Annotated in this window: 16 protein-coding genes and 1 tRNA gene; 10 read left to right on the top strand and 7 right to left on the bottom strand. The window is 51.4% G+C overall.

The features are described from left to right. Positions 1-7 precede the first annotated feature (7 nt). Entirely contained in the window at positions 8-1,618 is a 1,611-nt protein-coding gene (locus IM294_RS10725; protein WP_126817948.1) for a glycoside hydrolase family 43 protein, read from the top strand. On the opposite strand, the gene xynR is transcribed toward IM294_RS10725, so the two are convergent. The 5 genes from xynR to IM294_RS22095 all read right to left on the bottom strand — a co-directional run bounded on the left by xynR (position 1,603) and on the right by IM294_RS22095 (position 4,717). After that, complete coding sequence (gene xynR / locus IM294_RS10720; RefSeq protein ID WP_126817947.1) at positions 1,603-2,364, bottom strand: DNA-binding transcriptional repressor XynR; 762 nt, start codon at positions 2,362-2,364, stop codon at positions 1,603-1,605. The genes IM294_RS10725 and xynR overlap by 16 nt on opposite strands. 208 nt (positions 2,365-2,572) lie before the next feature. Next, a complete protein-coding gene (locus IM294_RS10715) occupies positions 2,573-3,007 on the bottom strand; it encodes a DUF3828 domain-containing protein (RefSeq protein ID WP_047367015.1) in 435 nt (144 codons plus the stop codon). Position 3,008: 1 nt separating this feature from the next. Continuing rightward, complete coding sequence (locus IM294_RS10710; RefSeq protein WP_008501376.1) at positions 3,009-3,371, bottom strand: hypothetical protein; 363 nt, start codon at positions 3,369-3,371, stop codon at positions 3,009-3,011. 276 nt (positions 3,372-3,647) lie between these two features. After that, positions 3,648-4,652: an ornithine carbamoyltransferase gene (gene argF, locus IM294_RS10705; RefSeq protein ID WP_045339574.1), complete on the bottom strand. Its 1,005-nt coding sequence runs from the start codon at positions 4,650-4,652 to the stop codon at positions 3,648-3,650. After that, positions 4,622-4,717 (bottom strand): hypothetical protein, encoded by a 96-nt coding sequence (locus IM294_RS22095; protein ID WP_213014347.1) that lies wholly within the window; start codon positions 4,715-4,717, stop codon positions 4,622-4,624. The genes argF and IM294_RS22095 overlap by 31 nt, the downstream gene beginning before the upstream one ends. 99 nt (positions 4,718-4,816) lie before the next feature. Between IM294_RS22095 and rraB the strand changes: the two genes are divergently transcribed. From rraB to IM294_RS10660, 9 genes are all read left to right on the top strand, one after another. Further along, positions 4,817-5,242, top strand: coding sequence for a ribonuclease E inhibitor RraB (gene rraB, locus IM294_RS10700; RefSeq protein ID WP_003862940.1), 426 nt, complete (start codon positions 4,817-4,819; stop codon positions 5,240-5,242). A 47-nt stretch (positions 5,243-5,289) separates the two neighbouring features. Continuing rightward, positions 5,290-6,048, top strand: a complete 759-nt coding sequence (miaE, locus tag IM294_RS10695; RefSeq protein WP_126817946.1) for a tRNA isopentenyl-2-thiomethyl-A-37 hydroxylase MiaE — start codon at positions 5,290-5,292, stop codon at positions 6,046-6,048. A 30-nt stretch (positions 6,049-6,078) separates the two neighbouring features. Beyond that, positions 6,079-6,801: a hypothetical protein gene (locus IM294_RS10690; RefSeq protein WP_063438187.1), complete on the top strand. Its 723-nt coding sequence runs from the start codon at positions 6,079-6,081 to the stop codon at positions 6,799-6,801. Between the two features lie 104 nt (positions 6,802-6,905). Beyond that, a tRNA-Leu gene (locus IM294_RS10685) sits at positions 6,906-6,990 on the top strand. A gap of 394 nt (positions 6,991-7,384) precedes the next feature. Continuing rightward, complete coding sequence (gene hsdR, locus IM294_RS10680; RefSeq protein ID WP_185860345.1) at positions 7,385-10,897, top strand: type I restriction-modification system endonuclease; 3,513 nt, start codon at positions 7,385-7,387, stop codon at positions 10,895-10,897. Positions 10,898-10,968: 71 nt separating this feature from the next. Beyond that, positions 10,969-12,558: an N-6 DNA methylase gene (locus IM294_RS10675; protein WP_126817945.1), complete on the top strand. Its 1,590-nt coding sequence runs from the start codon at positions 10,969-10,971 to the stop codon at positions 12,556-12,558. Next, the gene (locus IM294_RS10670; RefSeq protein ID WP_126817944.1) at positions 12,555-14,267 is read left to right on the top strand and encodes a restriction endonuclease subunit S; all 1,713 of its coding nucleotides are present in this window, start codon (positions 12,555-12,557) and stop codon (positions 14,265-14,267) included. Before IM294_RS10675 ends, IM294_RS10670 begins: the two co-directional genes overlap by 4 nt. Positions 14,268-14,289: 22 nt before the next feature. Further along, positions 14,290-15,936 carry an AAA family ATPase gene (locus IM294_RS10665; RefSeq protein ID WP_126817943.1) on the top strand — a complete coding sequence of 549 codons (1,647 nt, stop codon included), beginning with the start codon at positions 14,290-14,292 and terminating at the stop codon, positions 15,934-15,936. After that, a complete protein-coding gene (locus IM294_RS10660; RefSeq protein WP_126817942.1) occupies positions 15,933-16,775 on the top strand; it encodes an HNH endonuclease in 843 nt (280 codons plus the stop codon). The genes IM294_RS10665 and IM294_RS10660 overlap by 4 nt, the downstream gene beginning before the upstream one ends. 250 nt (positions 16,776-17,025) lie before the next feature. Here the strand turns inward: IM294_RS10660 and IM294_RS10655 are convergent, their stop codons facing one another. Then, a complete protein-coding gene (locus tag IM294_RS10655) occupies positions 17,026-17,610 on the bottom strand; it encodes a bifunctional 2-polyprenyl-6-hydroxyphenol methylase/3-demethylubiquinol 3-O-methyltransferase UbiG (RefSeq protein ID WP_126817941.1) in 585 nt (194 codons plus the stop codon). Then, a complete protein-coding gene (locus tag IM294_RS10650) occupies positions 17,610-18,623 on the bottom strand; it encodes an HNH endonuclease domain-containing protein (RefSeq protein WP_126817940.1) in 1,014 nt (337 codons plus the stop codon). Before IM294_RS10650 ends, IM294_RS10655 begins: the two co-directional genes overlap by 1 nt. Between the last annotated feature and the right edge of the window lie 393 nt (positions 18,624-19,016).

Genomic DNA, 19,016 nt, shown 5'->3' with positions numbered 1-19,016 from the left:
AGGCAACATGGAAATTACTAACCCGATCCTGACCGGCTTCAACCCGGACCCGTCCCTCTGCCGTCAGGGCGAGGACTACTACATAGCCACCTCGACCTTCGAGTGGTTCCCGGGCGTGCGCATCTACCACTCCCGCGACCTGAAAAACTGGTCGCTGGTCAGCACGCCGCTGGACCGCGTGTCGATGCTGGACATGAAGGGCAACCCAGACTCCGGCGGCATCTGGGCGCCTTGCCTGAGCTACGCCGACGGCAAGTTCTGGCTGCTCTATACCGACGTGAAGATTGTCGACTCGCCGTGGAAAAACGGCCGCAACTTCCTCGTCACCGCGCCGTCCATTGAGGGGCCGTGGAGCGAGCCGATCCCGATGGGCAACGGTGGGTTCGATCCGTCCCTGTTCCACGACGACGATGGGCGTAAATACTACCTCTACCGTCCGTGGGGGCCGCGACACCACAGCAACCCGCACAACACCATTGTGATGCAGGAGTTTGACCCGCAGACCGGCACGCTCTCGCCCGAGCGCAAAACGCTGTTTACCGGCACGCCGCTCTGCTACACCGAAGGGGCGCATCTTTATCACCACGCGGGCTGGTACTACCTGATGGTTGCCGAGGGCGGCACCAGCTACGAGCACGCCGTCGTGGTGCTGCGTTCCAAAAATATCGACGGGCCGTACGAGCTGCACCCGGACGTAACGATGATGACCAGCTGGCACCTGCCGGAGAACCCGCTGCAAAAGAGCGGCCACGGCTCGCTGCTGCAAACCCATACGGGAGAATGGTATATGGCCTACCTCACCAGCCGCCCGCTGCGTCTGCCCGGCGTGCCGCTGCTGGCCTCCGGCGGGCGCGGCTACTGCCCGCTGGGGCGCGAGACCGGCATCGCCCGCATTGCGTGGCGCGACGGCTGGCCGTACGTGGAAGGCGGCAAACACGCGCAGCTGACCGTGCCCGGCCCACAGGTGGCGGAGCAGCCCGCAGCCGCTCAGGGTAACTGGCGGGATGATTTCGACGGCAGTACGCTTGACCCGGAGTTGCAGACCCTGCGCATTCCGTTCGATGACACCCTTGGCTCGCTCACCGCGCGCCCGGGCTACTTACGGCTCTACGGCAACGACTCGCTCAACTCGACCTTTACCCAGTCGACCGTGGCGCGCCGCTGGCAGCACTTCACCTTCCGGGCCGAGACGCGGATGCAGTTCTCGCCGGTCCACTTCCAGCAGAGCGCGGGGCTGACCTGCTACTACAACAGCAAAAACTGGAGCTACTGCTTTATGGATTACGAGGAGGGGCAGGGGAGAACCATCAAGGTGATCCAGCTCGACCATAACGTGCCGTCGTGGCCGCTGCACGAGCAGCCCATTCCGGTGCCGGAACATGCGGAGAGCGTCTGGCTGCGGGTAGACGTGGATACGCTGGTCTACCGCTACAGCTACTCGTTCGACGGCGAGACGTGGCACGCCGTGCCGGTGACCTATGAAGCGTGGAAGCTGTCGGATGACTACATCGGAGGGCGCGGCTTCTTTACCGGCGCGTTTGTGGGGCTGCACTGCGAGGACATCAGCGGCGACGGCTGTCACGCGGACTTCGACTACTTCACCTACGAGCCGGTATAGCCCAGCGCGCGTGACAGCTCGAGCCCGGCCTGCTGAAGCTCCTCGCGGAAGCGGGCCAGCTCGGCGTCATCCACGCGGGAGGTGAGCGTCGACAGGCTCAGGGCGGCAATCACGCGGGATTCGTGGTTCCACACCGGTACCGCCACGCAGCGCACGCCCTGCTCGTTCTCTTCGCTGTCCAGGGCATAGCCCTGCTCGCGGGTCTGCGCCAGGGCGCTCATTAAGGCTTCGCGAGAGGAGAGAGTAGCGGGCGTAAAGGTGGTGTACTGATAGCCCTCCAGCAGGGCGTTCAGCTCGGCCTCGCCCAGCCAGGCAATCAACACCTTGCCGATGGCGGTGGCGTGAACCGGCAGGCGGCGGCCGATGCGCGAATAGGCGATGGCGGCGAGCTTGCCTTCAATCTTCTCGATATAGACCCCTTCACGCCCGTCCAGGATCCCCAGATGGGTGGTCTGCCCGGTACGCTGGGACAGCTCCGTCAGCCAGCCTTTCGCCTTCTGGCGAATATCGATGGAGCCCACGACAAAATGGCCGCGCTCGACCAGCTTCATGCCAAGGCGATATTTGCCGTTTTCCGGATTCTGATCGATATAGCCGTGAAGCTGGAGGGTTTTCAGCAGCGAGTGGAGGGTACTCTTGCTCAGCCCCATCAGTTTGCTGATGTCGGTGATCTTAAGCTCGGTGGCCTGCTCGTTGAACAGGTCGAGGATCTGCAACGCACGTTCAACAGACTGAATAATCGGCATAATGCTGGCATGTCCACGCTGGAATGAAGGCGAAAACGTACCTTTTTCGGGGTGAAAAATCAATTGAGTAGAGCGGGTTGTGGGAGAAAGGGCATCAGGCCGCATCGTCGCCTGATTTGCCCGGCGGCGCTACGCTTGCACGGGCCTACGGGTTTTGTAGGCCGGGTAAGCGCAGCGCCACCCGGCTACATTATTGTTAGCGGGGGAATCAATTATTATCCCGTGCAGCGACAGACTGAATTTTCCAGATCCCATCTTCTTTAACCATGCAATCAATAACTGTGTGCTGGGTCTTTTTGCCGAACGTGATATTCACGTTTACACAGACCGGGTCTGAATCATACGAATCAATAGCCACATTCTCAGCCCAGTCCTCGCCGATATACTGCGATTTCATAAAAAAATCAGCCTCGTAAAATTCAGCATCGGCATAACGGGGATCGTCTGCATGACGTAATTTTTTCATGGTACTGGCCGTAACGAACTTATCGATTTCATTTCCCTCCTGGATAGGATAATGATCGTTGTTCACCTGTTTGACGTACCAGCGATTGAATTCAAGGGCGCGCTGCATCGGTACCTGAAAATCTTCGGCCCCCAATGCTGCTGTGCTGAATAATACAATTAAGATGAGCTTATTCATATTAATAATGCCTGTATAAGGTGACGGCTGGCTGGAGTTGGCGATACGTTGGCCCCGGGTACATTGTTCTCTGTTTAAAATCTGAATACCAGGTTCCAGCGCCATCGTAAATACAGACATGCCCGTACTGATTCGGGCCGGGCAAGGCATCAATCACCGCGATATCCCCCTCTATGGGAGTGCCATAGACTTTTGTGAACCCTGCTTTTTCAAGAGAACGCCAGAAATCCTTAGCGTTTGCCCCTTCGATTTTAAGCCCTCCGGCTCGAATGGCGGCGGCGATTGCGCGAGCGCAATAGTGTCCAGTATGGGTTAGTGCGTGGCTACGGGCGTATGACACAGCTTCATGCTTATTCCATGACATAAATAATCCTTATTAACGAAATGCAGCAATAAGGAAATATTACGCCGATAATATACGGTATTTTGTAATTGATAATGGCCTGATATTAACCATTATCTACTCAGTAAATAATGGTTAATAAAAATATAAATATCTATTATGGTTAATGCCTATCTGAGAAAGCGGCAGTAAAAATATTTTTCTGCCAGGCCATAACGCTATTGTCGTTTTTAGGGTTTTCTCCCTCTCCCTGTGGGAGAGGGCCGGGGTGAGGGCACCAGCGCGCAGAGGACCCAATCACTCCCCAAGCGTCGCCACCATCACCGCTTTAATCGTATGCATCCGGTTTTCCGCCTGGTCAAACACAATGCTCGCCGCCGACTCAAACACCTCGTCCGTCACCTCCATCCCGCCGTGCAGGTCGAACTCCTTCGCCATCTGCTTGCCGAGCGTGGTCTGGTCGTCATGGAACGCGGGCAGACAGTGCAGGAACTTCACGTTCGGGTTGCCGGTGAGCGCCATCATTTGCGCGTTCACCTGGTACCCGCGCAGCAGCGCAATCCGCTCCGCCCACTTCTCTTTGGCTTCGCCCATCGACACCCAGACGTCGGTATAGATAAAGTCCGCGCCCTTCACGCCCGCCGCCACGTCTTCCGTCAGGGTGATTTTGCCGCCGTGCTTCTCCGCCAGCGCGCTGCACTCCGCCACCAGGCTCTCTTCCGGCCAGCAGGCTTTCGGGGCCACCAGGCGCAGATCCAGCCCGGTCAGCGCCGCCGCTTCCAGCATCGAGTTGCCCATGTTGTTGCGCGCGTCGCCCGCGTAGACCAGCGTCATCTCGTTAAACGCCTTGCCCGGCAGGTGCTCCTGCATGGTCAGCAGGTCCGCCAGCAGCTGGGTCGGGTGGAACTCGTTGGTCAGCCCGTTCCACACCGGCACGCCCGCATACTGCGCCAGCGTTTCGACGACTTCCTGGCCGTGGCCGCGATACTGAATGCCGTCGTACATCCGCCCGAGCACGCGCGCGGTGTCCTTAATTGACTCTTTATGCCCAATCTGGCTGCCGCTCGGCCCTAAATAGGTGACGCGTGCGCCCTGGTCAAATGCGGCAACTTCGAAAGAGCAACGGGTACGGGTCGAGTCTTTTTCGAAGATGAGCGCGATATTTTTACCGGTAAGTTTCTGTACTTCCTTACCCTTTTTTTTATCGGCCTTGAGCTGTGCGGCAAGGGTCAGCAGAGAAGTGAACTGTGCAGGGGTAAAGTCGAGCAATTTCAGAAAGTGTTTCTTGTACAGATCAGACATTTTATCCTCACATGGCGAACGCCACTTATTGAATTAAAATTCACTTTATATGTGTAATTATTCATTTGCAACCCCGTTTCACAAATCTTTCCAACAAAGGTGGAGGCAAACCCATCCGTGTGTGAAAATAGAAGTATCTGCCGCACTTTAAAGAGGATTGAGCCATGGCAAACCCGGAATTACTGGAAGAGCAACGCGAAGAGACGCGTCTGATTATTGAAGAACTGCTGGAAGACGGTAGCGATCCGGACGCGCTGTACACCATCGAGCACCATTTCTCTGCGGATGATTTCGACGCGCTGGAAAAAATGGCCGTGGAAGCCTTCAAGCTGGGTTACGAAGTGACCGAGCCGGAAGAGCTGGAAGTGGAAGAGGGCGACACCGTCATCTGCTGCGACATCCTGAGCGAAGGCGCGCTGAAGGCGGAGCTGATCGACGCGCAGGTAGAACAGCTGATGAACCTGGCCGAGAAGTTTGAAGTGGAGTACGACGGCTGGGGAACCTACTTCGAAGATCCAAACGGTGAAGACGGCGAAGAAGGCGACGACGAAGATTACGTCGACGAAGACGACGACGGCGTGCGTCACTAAGTGATTCAGGCGGTGGCGCGCGCCACCGCTTTTTTCAAGGCAGAACCATGGATTACCCGCAGATACTCGCCCCCGTACTCAACTTCCTCCAGTGCCCGACCCCGCAAGCATGGATTGATAAAGCCCGAGACCCGTCGAACCTGCCGCTGCTGCTCACCGACCATATGGTGTGCGAGCTCAAGGCCGCCCAGACCGCGCTATTACTCGTGCGTAAATACGTCGCCGACGAAAGCGGTGCCGACGCGTTGCTCGAGTGGCTCAAACCCTACGAACAGTTCACCTTCCGCGACGGCCCGGAGCCGGACTTCATCGCCCTGCACAGGCAGATTGGCAAAAGCGTAATGCCCAAAACCGACGACCCGTGGGGCCAGGCGCTCATCGACAGCATGGTGCTGTTGATTAAAGAGGAGCTGCACCACTTCTGGCAGGTGCGCGAGGCGATGCTGGCCCGCGACATCCCGTACGTCAAAATCACCGCCAGCCGCTACGCCAAAGGGATGCTGAAGGAAGTGCGCACTCACGAACCGCTGACGCTTATCGACAAGCTCATCTGCGGCGCCTACATCGAAGCCCGATCCTGCGAACGCTTCGCCGCGCTGGCCCCGTTCCTCGACGACGACTTGCAGAAGTTCTATCTCTCGCTGCTGCGCTCGGAAGCGCGCCACTACCAGGACTACCTGACGCTGGCCCAGCAGGTAAGCGACGACGATATCTCACCGCGCATACAGCATTTTGGCGAAATTGAAGCCACACTTATCTCGACACCGGACAACGAGTTTCGCTTCCACAGCGGCGTGCCGGTGTAAACCGGCATAACGCAAGGATAAGGATGCGAGATGAAAAAAACGTGGATCAGTACGGTCATAGTTGTTGTCGCGGCTGCCGCCGTGGCGTTCTGGGTCTTCTTCGACAGGCAGCGCGCTCCGGAAGCGCAAATTGATACCGCCCTCAACGCGATGCCCGCCTGGCAGGTGATCAAGGAGCAGGAGCCTGTGCTGCATCAGCGCATCCTTGACCAGATGGCCGCCCTGCAAAAGGCCGGCGAGCCGGAGCAGCACATTATCGACACCATCCAGCCGCAGATCCTGCATTTGCAGATGACGCGCCTGCAAAACGCCCCGGACGCCAACGTGGTGAACTACATGACCATCAACATGGAGCAGACCGCCGCCATCCAGAAGGTGAGCGACGACGCCTGCTTCCGCTTCCTCTACCCGATGGTGAAGGGCGGCATCAATCCGATGCGCATGCTGGATAAAGACCTGATGGCGCGGCGCATGCAGGCTGACGCCGACATGATGCGCGCGGCCTACGGCAAAAACCGCCACACCGTGACGCAGGCCGAGCGCGAGGCTGCCGTCGAGGATGTGCGGCCGATTATGAAGGAACTTGCCGATAAGTACGGCGAGGACATCCAGCTGCTGCAGATGCCGGAAAAGGCGGCGGGCAAAGAGAAGCTCTCCTGCGATATGGTGCAGGCGATGTGGGCGAAGGTGCTGGCGCTGCCGGAGCAGAAGGCGGCAGGGGTGATTCGGCTGGCGGTGTCTGAGCTGGAGTGAAGGGGCGCTGGTTTTTTGGGCACTTAGCGCGGGTTTCGCGCGTCGTCGCTTGCATGGCGGCGCGCGACAGGTATAATCCACAACGTTTCCGCATCCCCTTCAGTGCCGAAGTGGCGAAATCGGTAGACGCAGTTGATTCAAAATCAACCGTAGAAATACGTGCCGGTTCGAGTCCGGCCTTCGGCACCAAAAGATGCAAATCAAAGTCGCTTAAGGGCGGCTTTTTTTGTGTCTGAAATCTACATAAAGTTTTCCTTTCAACGGAAGACAATCTGTTTCAGCCAATATCAAATTTCTTGCGAGTATAGAACAGAATATCCTCATTCGATAATTGACATATTTGTGCATAAGCCTTCCGGTGATTTTGAAAGGATATTTGTCTTAGCCTGATGCTTTCCGCTTTACCTGGAAAAGGAATGTATGCATGTCCCGCATGGTTTAAATATCACTCATCTGCTGTAACGAGCATCAAAATTTCTTCATCAATGATTAACTTGCTGTGACTTTAGTCATTGCTCCGGAATCTTCAGATAGTTAAAGTAAAAGTTATGTTCCTAAAATGTATGCGCAGGCCTGCATAACAATGATGAATAAATCCAATTTTGAGTTCCTGAAGGGCGTGAACGATTTCACCTATGCCATCGCATGCGCGGCGGAAAATAACTACCCGGATGATCCCAATACGGCGCTGGTAAAAATGCGGATGTTTGGCGAAGCGACAGCAAAACATCTTGGCCTGCTGCTGGATATTCCTCCCTGTGAAAATCAGCACGAACTCTTGCGTGAGCTTGGCAAAATTGCCTTCGTTGACGACAGCATTCTTTCCGTTTTTCATAAATTACGTCGTATTGGTAACCAGGCTGTCCACGAATACCATAACGATCTTGATGATGCTCAGATGTGCTTAAGGCTGGGCTTTCGGCTGGGGGTCTGGTACTACCGTTTGGTTACGAAAGATTATGACTTCCCTGTGCCTGTTTTTGTTTTACCGGAGCGTGGAGAAAATCTTTACCGTCAGGAAGTACTGACGTTAAAACAAAAGCTAGAAGAGCAGTCACGTGAGAAAGCACTCAGTCAGGCTGAACTCGAAGCACAGCAGCAGAAACTGATTGCTCTGAACGGCTATATTGCCATTCTTGAAGGTAAGCAGCAGGAAACTGAAGCACAGACATTGGCTCGTTTCTCAGCTCTGGAAGCGCAGTTAGCTGAGAAAAATGCGAAGCTTGCTAAGCTCACGGAACAGGAAAGAAAAGCCTACCATAAAGAAATCACCGACCAGGCCGTCAAGCGTACACTGAATCTCAGTGAAGAGGAGAGTCGCTTCCTGATTGACGCTCAGTTACGTAAAGCGGGTTGGCAGGCGGATAGTAAAATGCTGCGCTTTGCCAAAGGTGCTCGCCCGGAACCGGGTATCAATAAAGCGATTGCCGAATGGCCTACGGGTATAGATGAAACGGGTAAGCAAGGATTTGCGGATTATGTTCTGTTCGTTGGCCTCAAGCCCATCGCCGTTGTCGAAGCAAAACGTAAAAATATTGATGTTCCCGGCAAGCTGAATGAGGCTTATCGATACAGTAAATATTTCGATAATGCATTTTTGCGCGATACGCTTCTGGAGCAATTTACCCCCGACGATATACACGAAACCCTACCGGTTTACGAAATCAGCTGGCAAGATACCAGCGGCACACAGCGTTTTAAAATCCCCTTTTGCTACTCCACCAACGGGCGTGAATACCGCGCGGCAATGAAGACCAAAAGCGGTATCTGGTATCGCGACGTCCGCCACACCACCAATATGTCGAAAGCGCTGCCGGAATGGCATCGCCCGGAAGAGCTGCTGGATATGCTGGGCAGCGACCCGCAAAAACAGAATCAGTGGTTTGCAGATAACCCCGGAATGAGCGAACTGGGCCTGCGTTATTACCAGCAGGATGCCGTTCGCGCGGTAGAGAAGGCCATTGTTAACGGCCAACAAGAGATCCTGTTGGCGATGGCGACCGGTACTGGTAAAACCCGTACCGCCATCGCCCTGATGTTCCGTCTGATCCAGTCGCAGCGTTTCAAACGCGTCCTGTTTCTGGTCGACCGTTGCTCGCTTGGCGAGCAGGCGCTGGGGTCGTTCGAAGACACACGAATTAACGGCGACACCTTTAACAGTATTTTTGATATCAAAGGCTTGACCGATAAATTCCCGGAAGACAGCACCAAAATTCACGTTGCCACGGTGCAGTCACTGGTCAAGCGTACGCTGCAATCTGATGAACCGATGCCGGTCGGCCGCTACGACTGTATCGTCGTCGATGAAGCCCACCGCGGCTACATTCTCGATAAAGAGCAAACCGAAGGCGAGCTGCAGTTCCGCAGCCAGCTGGATTATGTTTCCGCCTACCGTCGCATTCTCGACCACTTCGATGCGGTAAAAATTGCCCTGACCGCCACGCCAGCCCTTCACACGGTAGATATTTTCGGTGAACCGGTTTACCGCTACACCTACCGTACGGCGGTGATCGACGGTTACCTGATCGACCAGGATCCGCCTATTCAGATCGTCACCCGCAACGCGCAGGATGGGGTCTATCTTTCCGAAGGCGAACAGGTGGAACGCCTGAACCCACAGGGCGAGCTGATCAACGACACGTTGGCCGACGATCAGGATTTTGAGGTCGCCGACTTTAACCGCAGTCTGGTGATCCCGGGGTTTAACCGTGCGGTATGCGGTGAGCTCACCAAATACCTGGATCCCACCGGCCAGCAAAAAACGCTGGTGTTCTGCGTCACCAACGCCCATGCCGACATGGTGGTTGACGAGCTGCGCACCGCGTTTAAGAAAAATTATCCGCAGCTTGAACACGACGCCATTATCAAGATCACCGGTGATGCCGATAAAGACGCGAAGAAAGTGCAAAGCATGATCGTCCGTTTCAACAAAGAGCGGTTGCCCAATATTGTGGTCACCGTTGATCTGTTGACCACCGGCGTGGATATCCCGTCTATCTGTAATATTGTGTTCCTGCGTAAAGTTAAAAGCCGCATTCTCTACGAGCAGATGAAGGGCCGTGCCACGCGTCTGTGCCCGTCGGTGGGGAAAACCAGCTTTAGGATTTTCGACTGCGTTGATATCTACAGCTCGCTGGAAAGCGTCGATACCATGCGCCCTGTGGTTGTGCGTCCACAGGTGGAACTGCAAACGCTGGTCAATGAAATTACCGACTCAGAAACCTACAAAACCATTGAAGCGGATGGCCGCAGTTTTGCCGAGCACAGCCATGAACAGCTGGTCGCCAAGTTGCAGAGAATCATCGGCCTCGCCACTTATAATCGCGATCGCAGCGAAGCGGTGGATAAGCAGATCCGCCGTCTGGATGAACTGTGCATGGATGCCGCAGGCGTCAACTTCGGCGGTCTGGCTTCTCGCTTGCGGGAAAAAGGGCCGCACTGGAGCGCAGAGATTTTCAATAAGCTCCCCGGCTTTATCGCCCGGCTGGAAAGGCTGAAAACCGATATCAACGCCCTGCGCGACGCGCCTATCTTCCTCGATATTGACGATGAGGTGGTGACCGTCAAATCGCTGTACGGTGACTACGACACGCCGCAGGATTTCCTCGAAGCGTTCGATGCGCTGGTACAGCATGCCCCGAACGGCCAGCCCGCGCTTCAGGCGGTGATCAATCGCCCGCGCGACCTCACCCGTAAAGGGCTGGTGGAATTGCAGGAGTGGTTTGACCGCCAGCATTTTGAAGAGTCGTCCCTGCGTGGCGCGTGGAAAGCAACGCGCAATCAGGATATCGCCGCCCGGCTGATCGGCCATATCCGTCGTGCGGCAGTGGGCGATGCGCTCAAACCGTTCGACGAGCGTGTTGATCACGCGCTGGCGCGCATCAAAGGCGAAAACGACTGGAGCGATGAGCAGATAAGCTGGCTCGACCGTTTAGCGCAGGCGCTAAAAGAGAAAGTGGTGCTCGACGACGACGTTTTCAAAACCGGCAATTTCCACCGTCGCGGTGGTAAGCCAATGTTACAGCGCACCTTTGACGGCAACCTCGACAGCGTGCTGGATAAGTTCAGCGATTACATCTGGGATGAGCTCGCCTGACGCGTTATCATCCCCGGCAATTTCTTCTTCTGCGGCCCCGATAAGGGCCGCTGTTTTACATGGGATCTTCGATGAACAATAACGATCTGGTCGCCAAGCTGTGGAAACTGTGCGACAACCTGCGCGACGGCGGCGTCTCCTATCAAAACTACGTCAATGAACTCGCCTCGCTGCTGTTTTTGAAAATGTGTAAAGAGACCGGCCAGGAAGCGGACTACCTGCCGGAAGGCTACCGCTGGGATGACTTGAAATCGCGTATCGGGCAAGAGCAATTACAGTTCTACCGTAACCTGTTGGTGCATTTGGGGACGGATGAACAGAAGCTCGTGCAAGCGGTTTTCCAGAACGTTAATACCACCATCACTCAGCCAAAACAGTTGACTGAGCTGGTCAGCAACATGGACTCGCTCGACTGGTACAACGGAAGTGATGGTAAATCTCGCGATGACTTCGGCGATATGTACGAAGGGCTGTTGCAGAAAAATGCCAACGAAACCAAATCCGGCGCAGGCCAGTATTTCACCCCACGTCCATTGATTAAAACTATCGTTCATCTGCTGAAGCCACAGCCGCGTGAAATTGTCCAGGATCCGGCGGCGGGTACGGCAGGTTTTTTGATTGAAGCCGACCGCTACATAAAATCACAAACTAACGATCTGGATGATCTTGACGGTGACACTCAGGATTTCCAGATCCATCGCGCTTTTATCGGCCTAGAATTGGTACCAGGTACCCGTCGTCTGGCATTGATGAACTGCCTGTTACACGATATTGAAGGCAACCTTGATCACGGTGGTGCCATCCGCCTTGGTAACACGCTGGGTAGCGACGGTGAAAACCTGCCGCAGGCTCATGTGGTGATGACCAACCCACCGTTCGGCAGTGCCGCAGGTACTAACATTACCCGTACCTTTGTTCACCCAACCAGCAACAAACAGCTGTGCTTTATGCAGCACATTATCGAGACGCTGCGGCCTGGTGGTCGTGCCGCAGTAGTTGTACCTGATAATGTGTTGTTCGAAGGTGGGAAGGGAACTGATATCCGTCGCGACCTGATGGACAAGTGTCATCTACATACCATTCTGCGTCTGCCGACCGGCATCTTTTATGCCCAGGGTGTAAAAACCAATGTGCTGTTCTTTACTAAAGGCACGGTGGCAAATCCTAACCAGGATAAGAACTGCACTGACGATGTCTGGGTATATGACCTGCGTACCAATATGCCAAGCTTTGGCAAGCGCACACCATTCACCGAGCAGCATTTGCAGCCCTTTGAAACTGTCTACGGCGTGGATCCACACGGCCTTAGCCCGCGCCCTGAAGGCGAGTGGAGCTTTAACGCCGAAGAGGCTGAAGTTGCTGATAATGAAGAGAACAAAAATATCGATCAGCACCAGGCCACCAGCCGCTGGCGTAAATTCAGCCGCGAGTGGATCCGTACTGCCAAGTCTGATTCGCTGGATATCTCATGGCTGAAGGACAAAGACAGCATCGACGCCGACAATCTGCCGGAGCCGGATGTATTAGCGGCAGAAGCTATGAGCGAGCTGGTACAGGCGTTGGGTGAGCTGGATGCGTTGATGCGTGAACTGGGGGCGGACGATGTGGCGGATGCTCAGCGCCAGTTGCTGAACGAAGCATTTGGAGAGGTGAAGGAATGAGTGCAGGGAAATTGCCGGAGGGGTGGGTTGAAAGCCAGCTTTCTGAAATATGTAGTAAGCCGCAATATGGGTATACAACTAAGTCCAGTGCTTCAGGGGAAATAAAATATTTAAGAACTACCGATATTACAAAGGGGACTGTCAATTGGTCTAATGTACCGTATTGTTTAGATATCCCTGATGATGTATCAAAATATCAATTACATGATAGGGATATTGTTATATCTCGGGCTGGGTCAATAGGTTTTAGTTCCTTATTGAAGAATCCACCAAGTAATGCAGTGTTCGCTTCCTATCTTATTCGTTTTAAACCATCTGATTTTTTTTCAGAGCTCTACCTTAAGCGTTTTTTAGAGTCTGGAAACTATTGGAATCAGCTTTCCTCAATGTCGGCAGGAAATGCCGTCCAAAATGTGAATGCCCAAAAATTATCTACTCTTATAGTACCAATACCTCCACTTGTTGAACAAATAATAATCGCCGAAAAACTTGATACGCTGCTGGCGCAGGTAGACAGCACCAAAGCACGTCTTGAGCAAATCCCACAAATCCTTAAACGTTTTCGTCAGGCCCTGATGGCTGCAGCTGTGAGTGGTCATTTAACAGAAGCGTGGCGGAATAAACATTGCAATATAGATATAAATAATATTTCAGTAAGTAAGTATAAGCCTAATAATGGACTCTTTGAACAAGCAAAATCATCAGTTCCTGAAATACCTAGTTCATGGCAGATAATCCCCTCTGCTCATTTGATCGAATATATCACTAGTGGTTCAAGAGGTTGGGCGGATTATTACTCTACTGAGGGGGCTCTTTTTCTTCGGATGAGTAATGTACGCTATAATACAACTAAATTGGATCTGGATGATTTGCAATTTGTTAACCTGCCAGGCAGTGTAGAAGGTAAGCGTTCACATGTAAAAGTTGATGATCTAATCATATCTCTTACTGCTGATGTTGGGCGAGTTGCGAGAATAGATAAAGACCTAGGTGAAGCTTACATAAATCAACATCTTGCCTTGGTAAGGCCAACCAAAAATATTGACTCAGAATATTTTGCTTTATGTATTGCATCGCAAAATATAGGTGTGAAGCAAATTCAATTCTTTAAAAAAGGAGCAACTAAGGCTGGTCTTGGACTCGATGATATACGTAGCTTAGCTATTCCCTTTCCTCCACTCTCTGAACAACAAGAAATCGTTCGTCGTGTCGAACAGCTCTTTGTCTATGTTGATACCATTGAAAAACTGGTCAATAATGCTTTGACGCGCGTCAACAATCTTACTCAGTCAATATTGGCAAAAGCATTTCGTGGTGAATTGTCTTCGCAATGGCGAGCAGAAAATCCTGAGCTTATTACCGGTGAAAATAGCGCGGCTGCTTTGCTGAAAAAAATTAAGGACGAGCGGGAAGCTATAAAAAGACTTCCTAAACCAAAGCGCTCCGCCATAAAAAAAAAGACAGGTAAACGCATGAGCAAACAAATCATCAAAGTGGTCGAAGCCTTGACACAAGCAGGTGAACCCCTTAGTGGCCAACAATTGTTAGTTGCTGTAGGCTATCCTGGCGATAGCAATACAGACGATCTAGAAAAGTTCTTTCTCGATATTCGTCAAGCGCTTATAGTCGAAAAGTCTATTGTGAAACTGGAGCGTAGTGAAGATGGTCAGGATTGGTTTTCCTTGGCAGAGGTGGGCTCTAATGAATAACGTCAAATTCTAAGGTAGGCTTATGAAAGTCGATAAACTGCACATTCGCTCGCGTTTTAAAAATCTCGAGAACGTGACGGTGGACTTTGATCAAGACCATCTAATGACGGTAATTGTTGGCCGTAATGGCTCGGGAAAATCCAATGTTTTAGAAGCCTTGGTTTCCATATTTCGCAATCTAGATTTAGGGGAGGCACCACCGTTTTCTTATGAGTTGGTTTATAGACTGGGTGAGCCGCACAGTATAGACCAACCCAGTGACCGGTGGTTGGAGGTAATCATCGATGCCGACCCAACTCGTGGCACTCTGGCGAAGCAATATGAAGTTTGTGTTCGAGACTTATTAAGTGGTGAAACACCTGCGGATATGTTCGCTGATAAACCACAAGGGATAACGATACCTTTTTCTAAGGTTAAACGTGATAAAGAAGGGACTGCGCCTTATCTTCCTAAATATGTGTTCGCTTATTATTCTGGGCCTAGTGATAGGCTGGAAAGATATTTTAGAAAACATAGAACAGATTTTTATCGAAGCTTGTTAAAAAATGAACTAGATCTGAAGGGGGATATTCGCCCACTTTTCTACGCCAAACCTCATCATAGTCAATTTGTATTGCTGGCTTTTTTCTTATCAGACCAAGACAGCAAAGAAAAAGCATTTTTACGTGAGCATTTAGGTATCGACGGTTTGGATAGCATTCACTTTGTGATGCGCCAGCCCGGTTGGGCTAAGGAAAAGGGGGAATTATTTTGGGGGGCTCGTGGCGTGGTGCGCCGTTTTTTAGATGAGCTGATTAAATACACATTATCACCGGTGAAAATTACCCGACAGGAAGACACTTCCTTAACTGGAAGCAATATTCGTAATGAATTTTTCCATCTTTTCTTACCTGACCAATATGCTTTACGCGATTTCGCCAAGGACCTCAGCGCTGATGAACTGTTTAAAATGCTTGAGAGCACACTGTTGTCTGAAATTATTTCTGAAGTCAGCATTCGGGTTAAGGTATCCAGCAGTGAAGAGCCACTCACCTTTCGTGAATTAAGTGAAGGCGAACAACAATTACTTACCGTATTGGGCTTACTCAAATTTACTGGTGGTAAGGATTCATTATTCCTACTGGATGAACCCGATACCCACCTCAATCCTTCTTGGGCTGTGAAATACCTTAAGTTTTTGCGTGAGTTCGTACCTAATCATGAAACTAGTCATTTGCTAATGGTAACGCATCATCCACTTGCAATCGCAGAGCTAAAAAAACAACAAGTACAGGTTATGTGGCGTGATGATGATTATAAAGTCCACTCACAAGAGCCCTATATTGATCCCCGTGGTGCCGGTTTTATGGCAACGCTTACTGAGATTTTCGGTCTCAACACTACATTAGACCTAGAAACACAAAGCTTACTGGATCAGAGAAACGAACTTGCCCACATAGAAAATCGTTCAGAGGATGAGAACAATCAACTTGACCTAATTAATGACCATTTGAATAGATTAGGCTTTTCGTTTGAAAATAGAGACCCTCTATATAGTGATTTTCTTTTGGCTTGGCAGGATTTACGGTATTCGGACAAACCTCTGTTAACACCAGATAAGGCGGCTCAACGTCGCTTAGCGATGAAAAAAGTAATTGAGGTAATCCTAACTAAGAAGGATGAATCATGATTTTCATTAGACGTGATGCAGCTCTTATTCCCAAGAAGGTTTTGGATGTTGCCCTGCGAGCACAAAGCGATCTTGAGAAATTATCACCTGAAAAAAGAAAAGAATTCATTAAGAAAAAGTCATATATTTGGAGAGGGTTTTCAAAATATCTGGCAAAAATGTCTTATGGAAAGTGTTGGTATTCAGAGGCGAAGGATGCAGGTGCAAATTTTGATGTTGATCATTTCAGACCTAAAGCTGAAGCAAGAAGAACCGAAGAGACCGTCGATGCTGACGGATATTCGTGGCTTGCATTTGATTGGGACAACTTCCGGCTTTCTGCACAAAACTGTAATCGACTGAATACTGACGATAAAGGGGAAACTCACGGCAAAGGTAGTTGGTTTCCATTACTGCAAGGAAGCCCTAAAGCTTCATGGGATAATCGATGTATTGAGAATGAAATGGTCGTTTTATTGGACCCTGTCCTCAAAACTGACCTGATTTATATAGACTATGATGATAATGGTAGGTTTAAGCCAAGCCAGCTTTGTGTTGGAATACCAGCGTTAAGAGTTAGGTCATCCGCAATCTTTTATGGCCTTAACTTGGAGAAGATGAGAGAGGCTCGGTTCGAGGTTATGAAGGATGCAAAAGAGTTATTTGAAATCATTCAGCAGTCTGCTCTAGAATTAGAGAAATTTGGCGATGATGCTCCAATGAGATCTATAGAACGTCAAATTGAACAATTAAGAATGAAAACTCGAGCTGATGCTCCATTTAGTCGTGCAGTCCGTACTCAGCTTATAAAAATTGGTGCGGATGATTATTTGATCGATCGAAGCTTAGATGCTGAGTAAGATACGTTTAAAAATGTGGTCAATTATAGATGACCACATTTTAGTATTTTTTCTTTTATCACTTCCTTTTTTAGCATATCAGTCAATATAAAACGTCGCTTGGGCGAAACGGAAATCTGGTCAAAACCCGATCAGGTAAAAGGGGACATTTTCTATCTGTACTTCAATACCGCTATGGATGAAGTTGAGCTGACCAAGGTGATGAATGACTGAGTTAACTTACTCCGTATCGATTAGCACCGCCTGACGCTCAAGCTGCGTTTTTTCGTAATAACCCATTCAGCCATGTCTCATCCCTGTCTGGGCGGTTATCCTGAGTCGCCCACAGCGAAGCTATCTCCATCCCCGGAACCGCCTTCACCAACGCCCGCAATCCCTCTTCATCCAGATCCGTAAACCGTCTTTCACCCTGCACGCGTTCACCGTTCCCATACTTAAAGGACACATACCAGACGCCGCCAGGCTTAAGCGCATCCGCAAGCTTCTGCATCACTTCAGGCAACTCAGAAGAGGGGACATGCAGCAAAGAGGCACAGCACCAGATCCCATCGTACTGCGCTTTACCGTCGATCTCTGAAAACGTCATCAGCTTCACGGGTAACCCGGTATGTTGCCTTGCCAGTTCCACCATTGCGGAAGAGGCATCAAAAGCATCCACCTGATAACCCATCTCATGAAAGGCTTTTGCGTCCCGACCAGAACCGCAGCCCGCATCCAGAACCCGGGCGCCGTGAGGAAGATGTTGTGTAAAGGCCTCGTAAAGCGGGGTCATATCAACATTGACCGTGCCATCGAAGAAATCCTGTGCGTGGTTCTGGTAGTAGTGAAGTGTCATTAAAACGTTGCCTCGCCTTCCGCGTTGGGTTTCCAGGTATGGATAAGTTTGTCCAGCGCAGCCTGCCAGTTGCGCTGAAGAAAGCTTTTCCGTGCTTCAGGACGTTGCCCCGTCTGTAGAACAATCGTCTCATGTAACGGCAGTTTGCTCTGAATAAAATACTCATTACGGGTGTGCAACCGCTGCAGGAGCCTGAGCTCGGGAATGCGTGCCGACTTGCCTTCGACGCCACGGTTACAGCACCGACAGGCCAGCACTAAGTTCCATACGCCGTTAATATTGCTCACTTCATGGCGGGCAGCCCAGGGAATAAAGTGGTCGACGTCCGCCAGTTCTGCGTCTCCCGGTACCAGACTGATGGGCTTGAAGCAGTAAAAACACCGTCCTTTCTGGTAACCATTCAGGCTATCGCGACAGCTGGTGATGTCTACGCGACGCGCGTTTACCCTCGTGAACAACAGCTGATTATCTTCGTCGAACTCCACGCCCACAAGGTTACGTGAAATCCCCATCGACCAGGCCTGTTCTACCAGGTTCCAGCGGGCATTAGTTTCAAAGGCGAGGTTTTTATACTGCAGGCGTTCGCCCAGTAAATAGAAGTTATCCGTCAGGCGGATCCCGTTGTTGGTTTTGCGCTCATCAAGGAAAAAACGTTTATCGATCTCGCCCTGGTTCACGTAGTGAAAGGCATCAATCACGTTGTTAAAGCCAAGGCGCACCGTCGCTTCAATGAGCTGAGCGTGGGGGATTTCACCTCTGTTGAACTTCAGACAGGTTTCCAGAAATTGGCTGCTGCGGGAGGTGATCTGTTTTGGCGCATGCTTCAGGTGCTCGCAAAGATAGCGGCTGAACGGCACGGCAAGCTGGTCGAGCGTAATCAAATCGCTGCCCGTCTTATCCACTTCATACAACGCTGATGCCAGCGCAAATTTGTAAGATGCGACGTTCCTTCCAAAGAGGATCACACCACGCCAGTAGTTCTCAAGCGTCGGATCGGCCTGATAAAATTCCATTGATGAAGTCCTGTTACGGTTGGCTGGGCAGGGCGTTACTAAAGCCTGTAACAGGATCACATAACAAAATCAGGGTGATGTAAATCGTTAATCTATAGGTTTGATGAATTTTTGTGGGAACTGAGAAGAAGGGCTGGATGCGACGGATTTGTCGTTAAAGGCAATTTAGCGAAAGAATAGATTTCTAGATGAGGCACATAGAAATGATTTTCAAACCTGCGATTTCCAGTATCACACCAAACCCTATTTCCTGAATCTCCCTCGTATTTCCCAAATTTACCCATCGCAAAACCGCTGTATTTATATTCAGCTGTGTATAATATGGCAGCAGTAATTACGCCAGTCGGAAAAACACCTCTTCATAGGGATATCCTCATGTGGCTTATGAAGACA

Origin of the sequence: Enterobacter cloacae complex sp. P43RS (assembly GCF_014930585.1) — a bacterium.
GTDB classification, from domain to species: Bacteria; Pseudomonadota; Gammaproteobacteria; order Enterobacterales; family Enterobacteriaceae; genus Enterobacter; species Enterobacter bugandensis.
The sequence above is the reverse complement of the archived record's forward strand: the minus strand, read 5'-3'. Positions and strand labels throughout refer to the sequence as shown.

What these genes read in the sequence shown, in the direction of transcription:
- IM294_RS10725 (WP_126817948.1), top strand. Translation starts at nt 8, where the DNA reads ATGGAAATTACTAACCCGATCCTGACCGGCTTCAACCCGGACCCGTCC.
- xynR (WP_126817947.1), bottom strand. Translation starts at nt 2,364, where the DNA reads ATGCCGATTATTCAGTCTGTTGAACGTGCGTTGCAGATCCTCGACCTG.
- IM294_RS10715 (WP_047367015.1), bottom strand. Translation starts at nt 3,007, where the DNA reads ATGAATAAGCTCATCTTAATTGTATTATTCAGCACAGCAGCATTGGGG.
- IM294_RS10710 (WP_008501376.1), bottom strand. Translation starts at nt 3,371, where the DNA reads ATGTCATGGAATAAGCATGAAGCTGTGTCATACGCCCGTAGCCACGCA.
- argF (WP_045339574.1), bottom strand. Translation starts at nt 4,652, where the DNA reads ATGTCTGATCTGTACAAGAAACACTTTCTGAAATTGCTCGACTTTACC.
- IM294_RS22095 (WP_213014347.1), bottom strand. Translation starts at nt 4,717, where the DNA reads ATGAATAATTACACATATAAAGTGAATTTTAATTCAATAAGTGGCGTT.
- rraB (WP_003862940.1), top strand. Translation starts at nt 4,817, where the DNA reads ATGGCAAACCCGGAATTACTGGAAGAGCAACGCGAAGAGACGCGTCTG.
- miaE (WP_126817946.1), top strand. Translation starts at nt 5,290, where the DNA reads ATGGATTACCCGCAGATACTCGCCCCCGTACTCAACTTCCTCCAGTGC.
- IM294_RS10690 (WP_063438187.1), top strand. Translation starts at nt 6,079, where the DNA reads ATGAAAAAAACGTGGATCAGTACGGTCATAGTTGTTGTCGCGGCTGCC.
- hsdR (WP_185860345.1), top strand. Translation starts at nt 7,385, where the DNA reads ATGATGAATAAATCCAATTTTGAGTTCCTGAAGGGCGTGAACGATTTC.
- IM294_RS10675 (WP_126817945.1), top strand. Translation starts at nt 10,969, where the DNA reads ATGAACAATAACGATCTGGTCGCCAAGCTGTGGAAACTGTGCGACAAC.
- IM294_RS10670 (WP_126817944.1), top strand. Translation starts at nt 12,555, where the DNA reads ATGAGTGCAGGGAAATTGCCGGAGGGGTGGGTTGAAAGCCAGCTTTCT.
- IM294_RS10665 (WP_126817943.1), top strand. Translation starts at nt 14,290, where the DNA reads ATGAAAGTCGATAAACTGCACATTCGCTCGCGTTTTAAAAATCTCGAG.
- IM294_RS10660 (WP_126817942.1), top strand. Translation starts at nt 15,933, where the DNA reads ATGATTTTCATTAGACGTGATGCAGCTCTTATTCCCAAGAAGGTTTTG.
- IM294_RS10655 (WP_126817941.1), bottom strand. Translation starts at nt 17,610, where the DNA reads ATGACACTTCACTACTACCAGAACCACGCACAGGATTTCTTCGATGGC.
- IM294_RS10650 (WP_126817940.1), bottom strand. Translation starts at nt 18,623, where the DNA reads ATGGAATTTTATCAGGCCGATCCGACGCTTGAGAACTACTGGCGTGGT.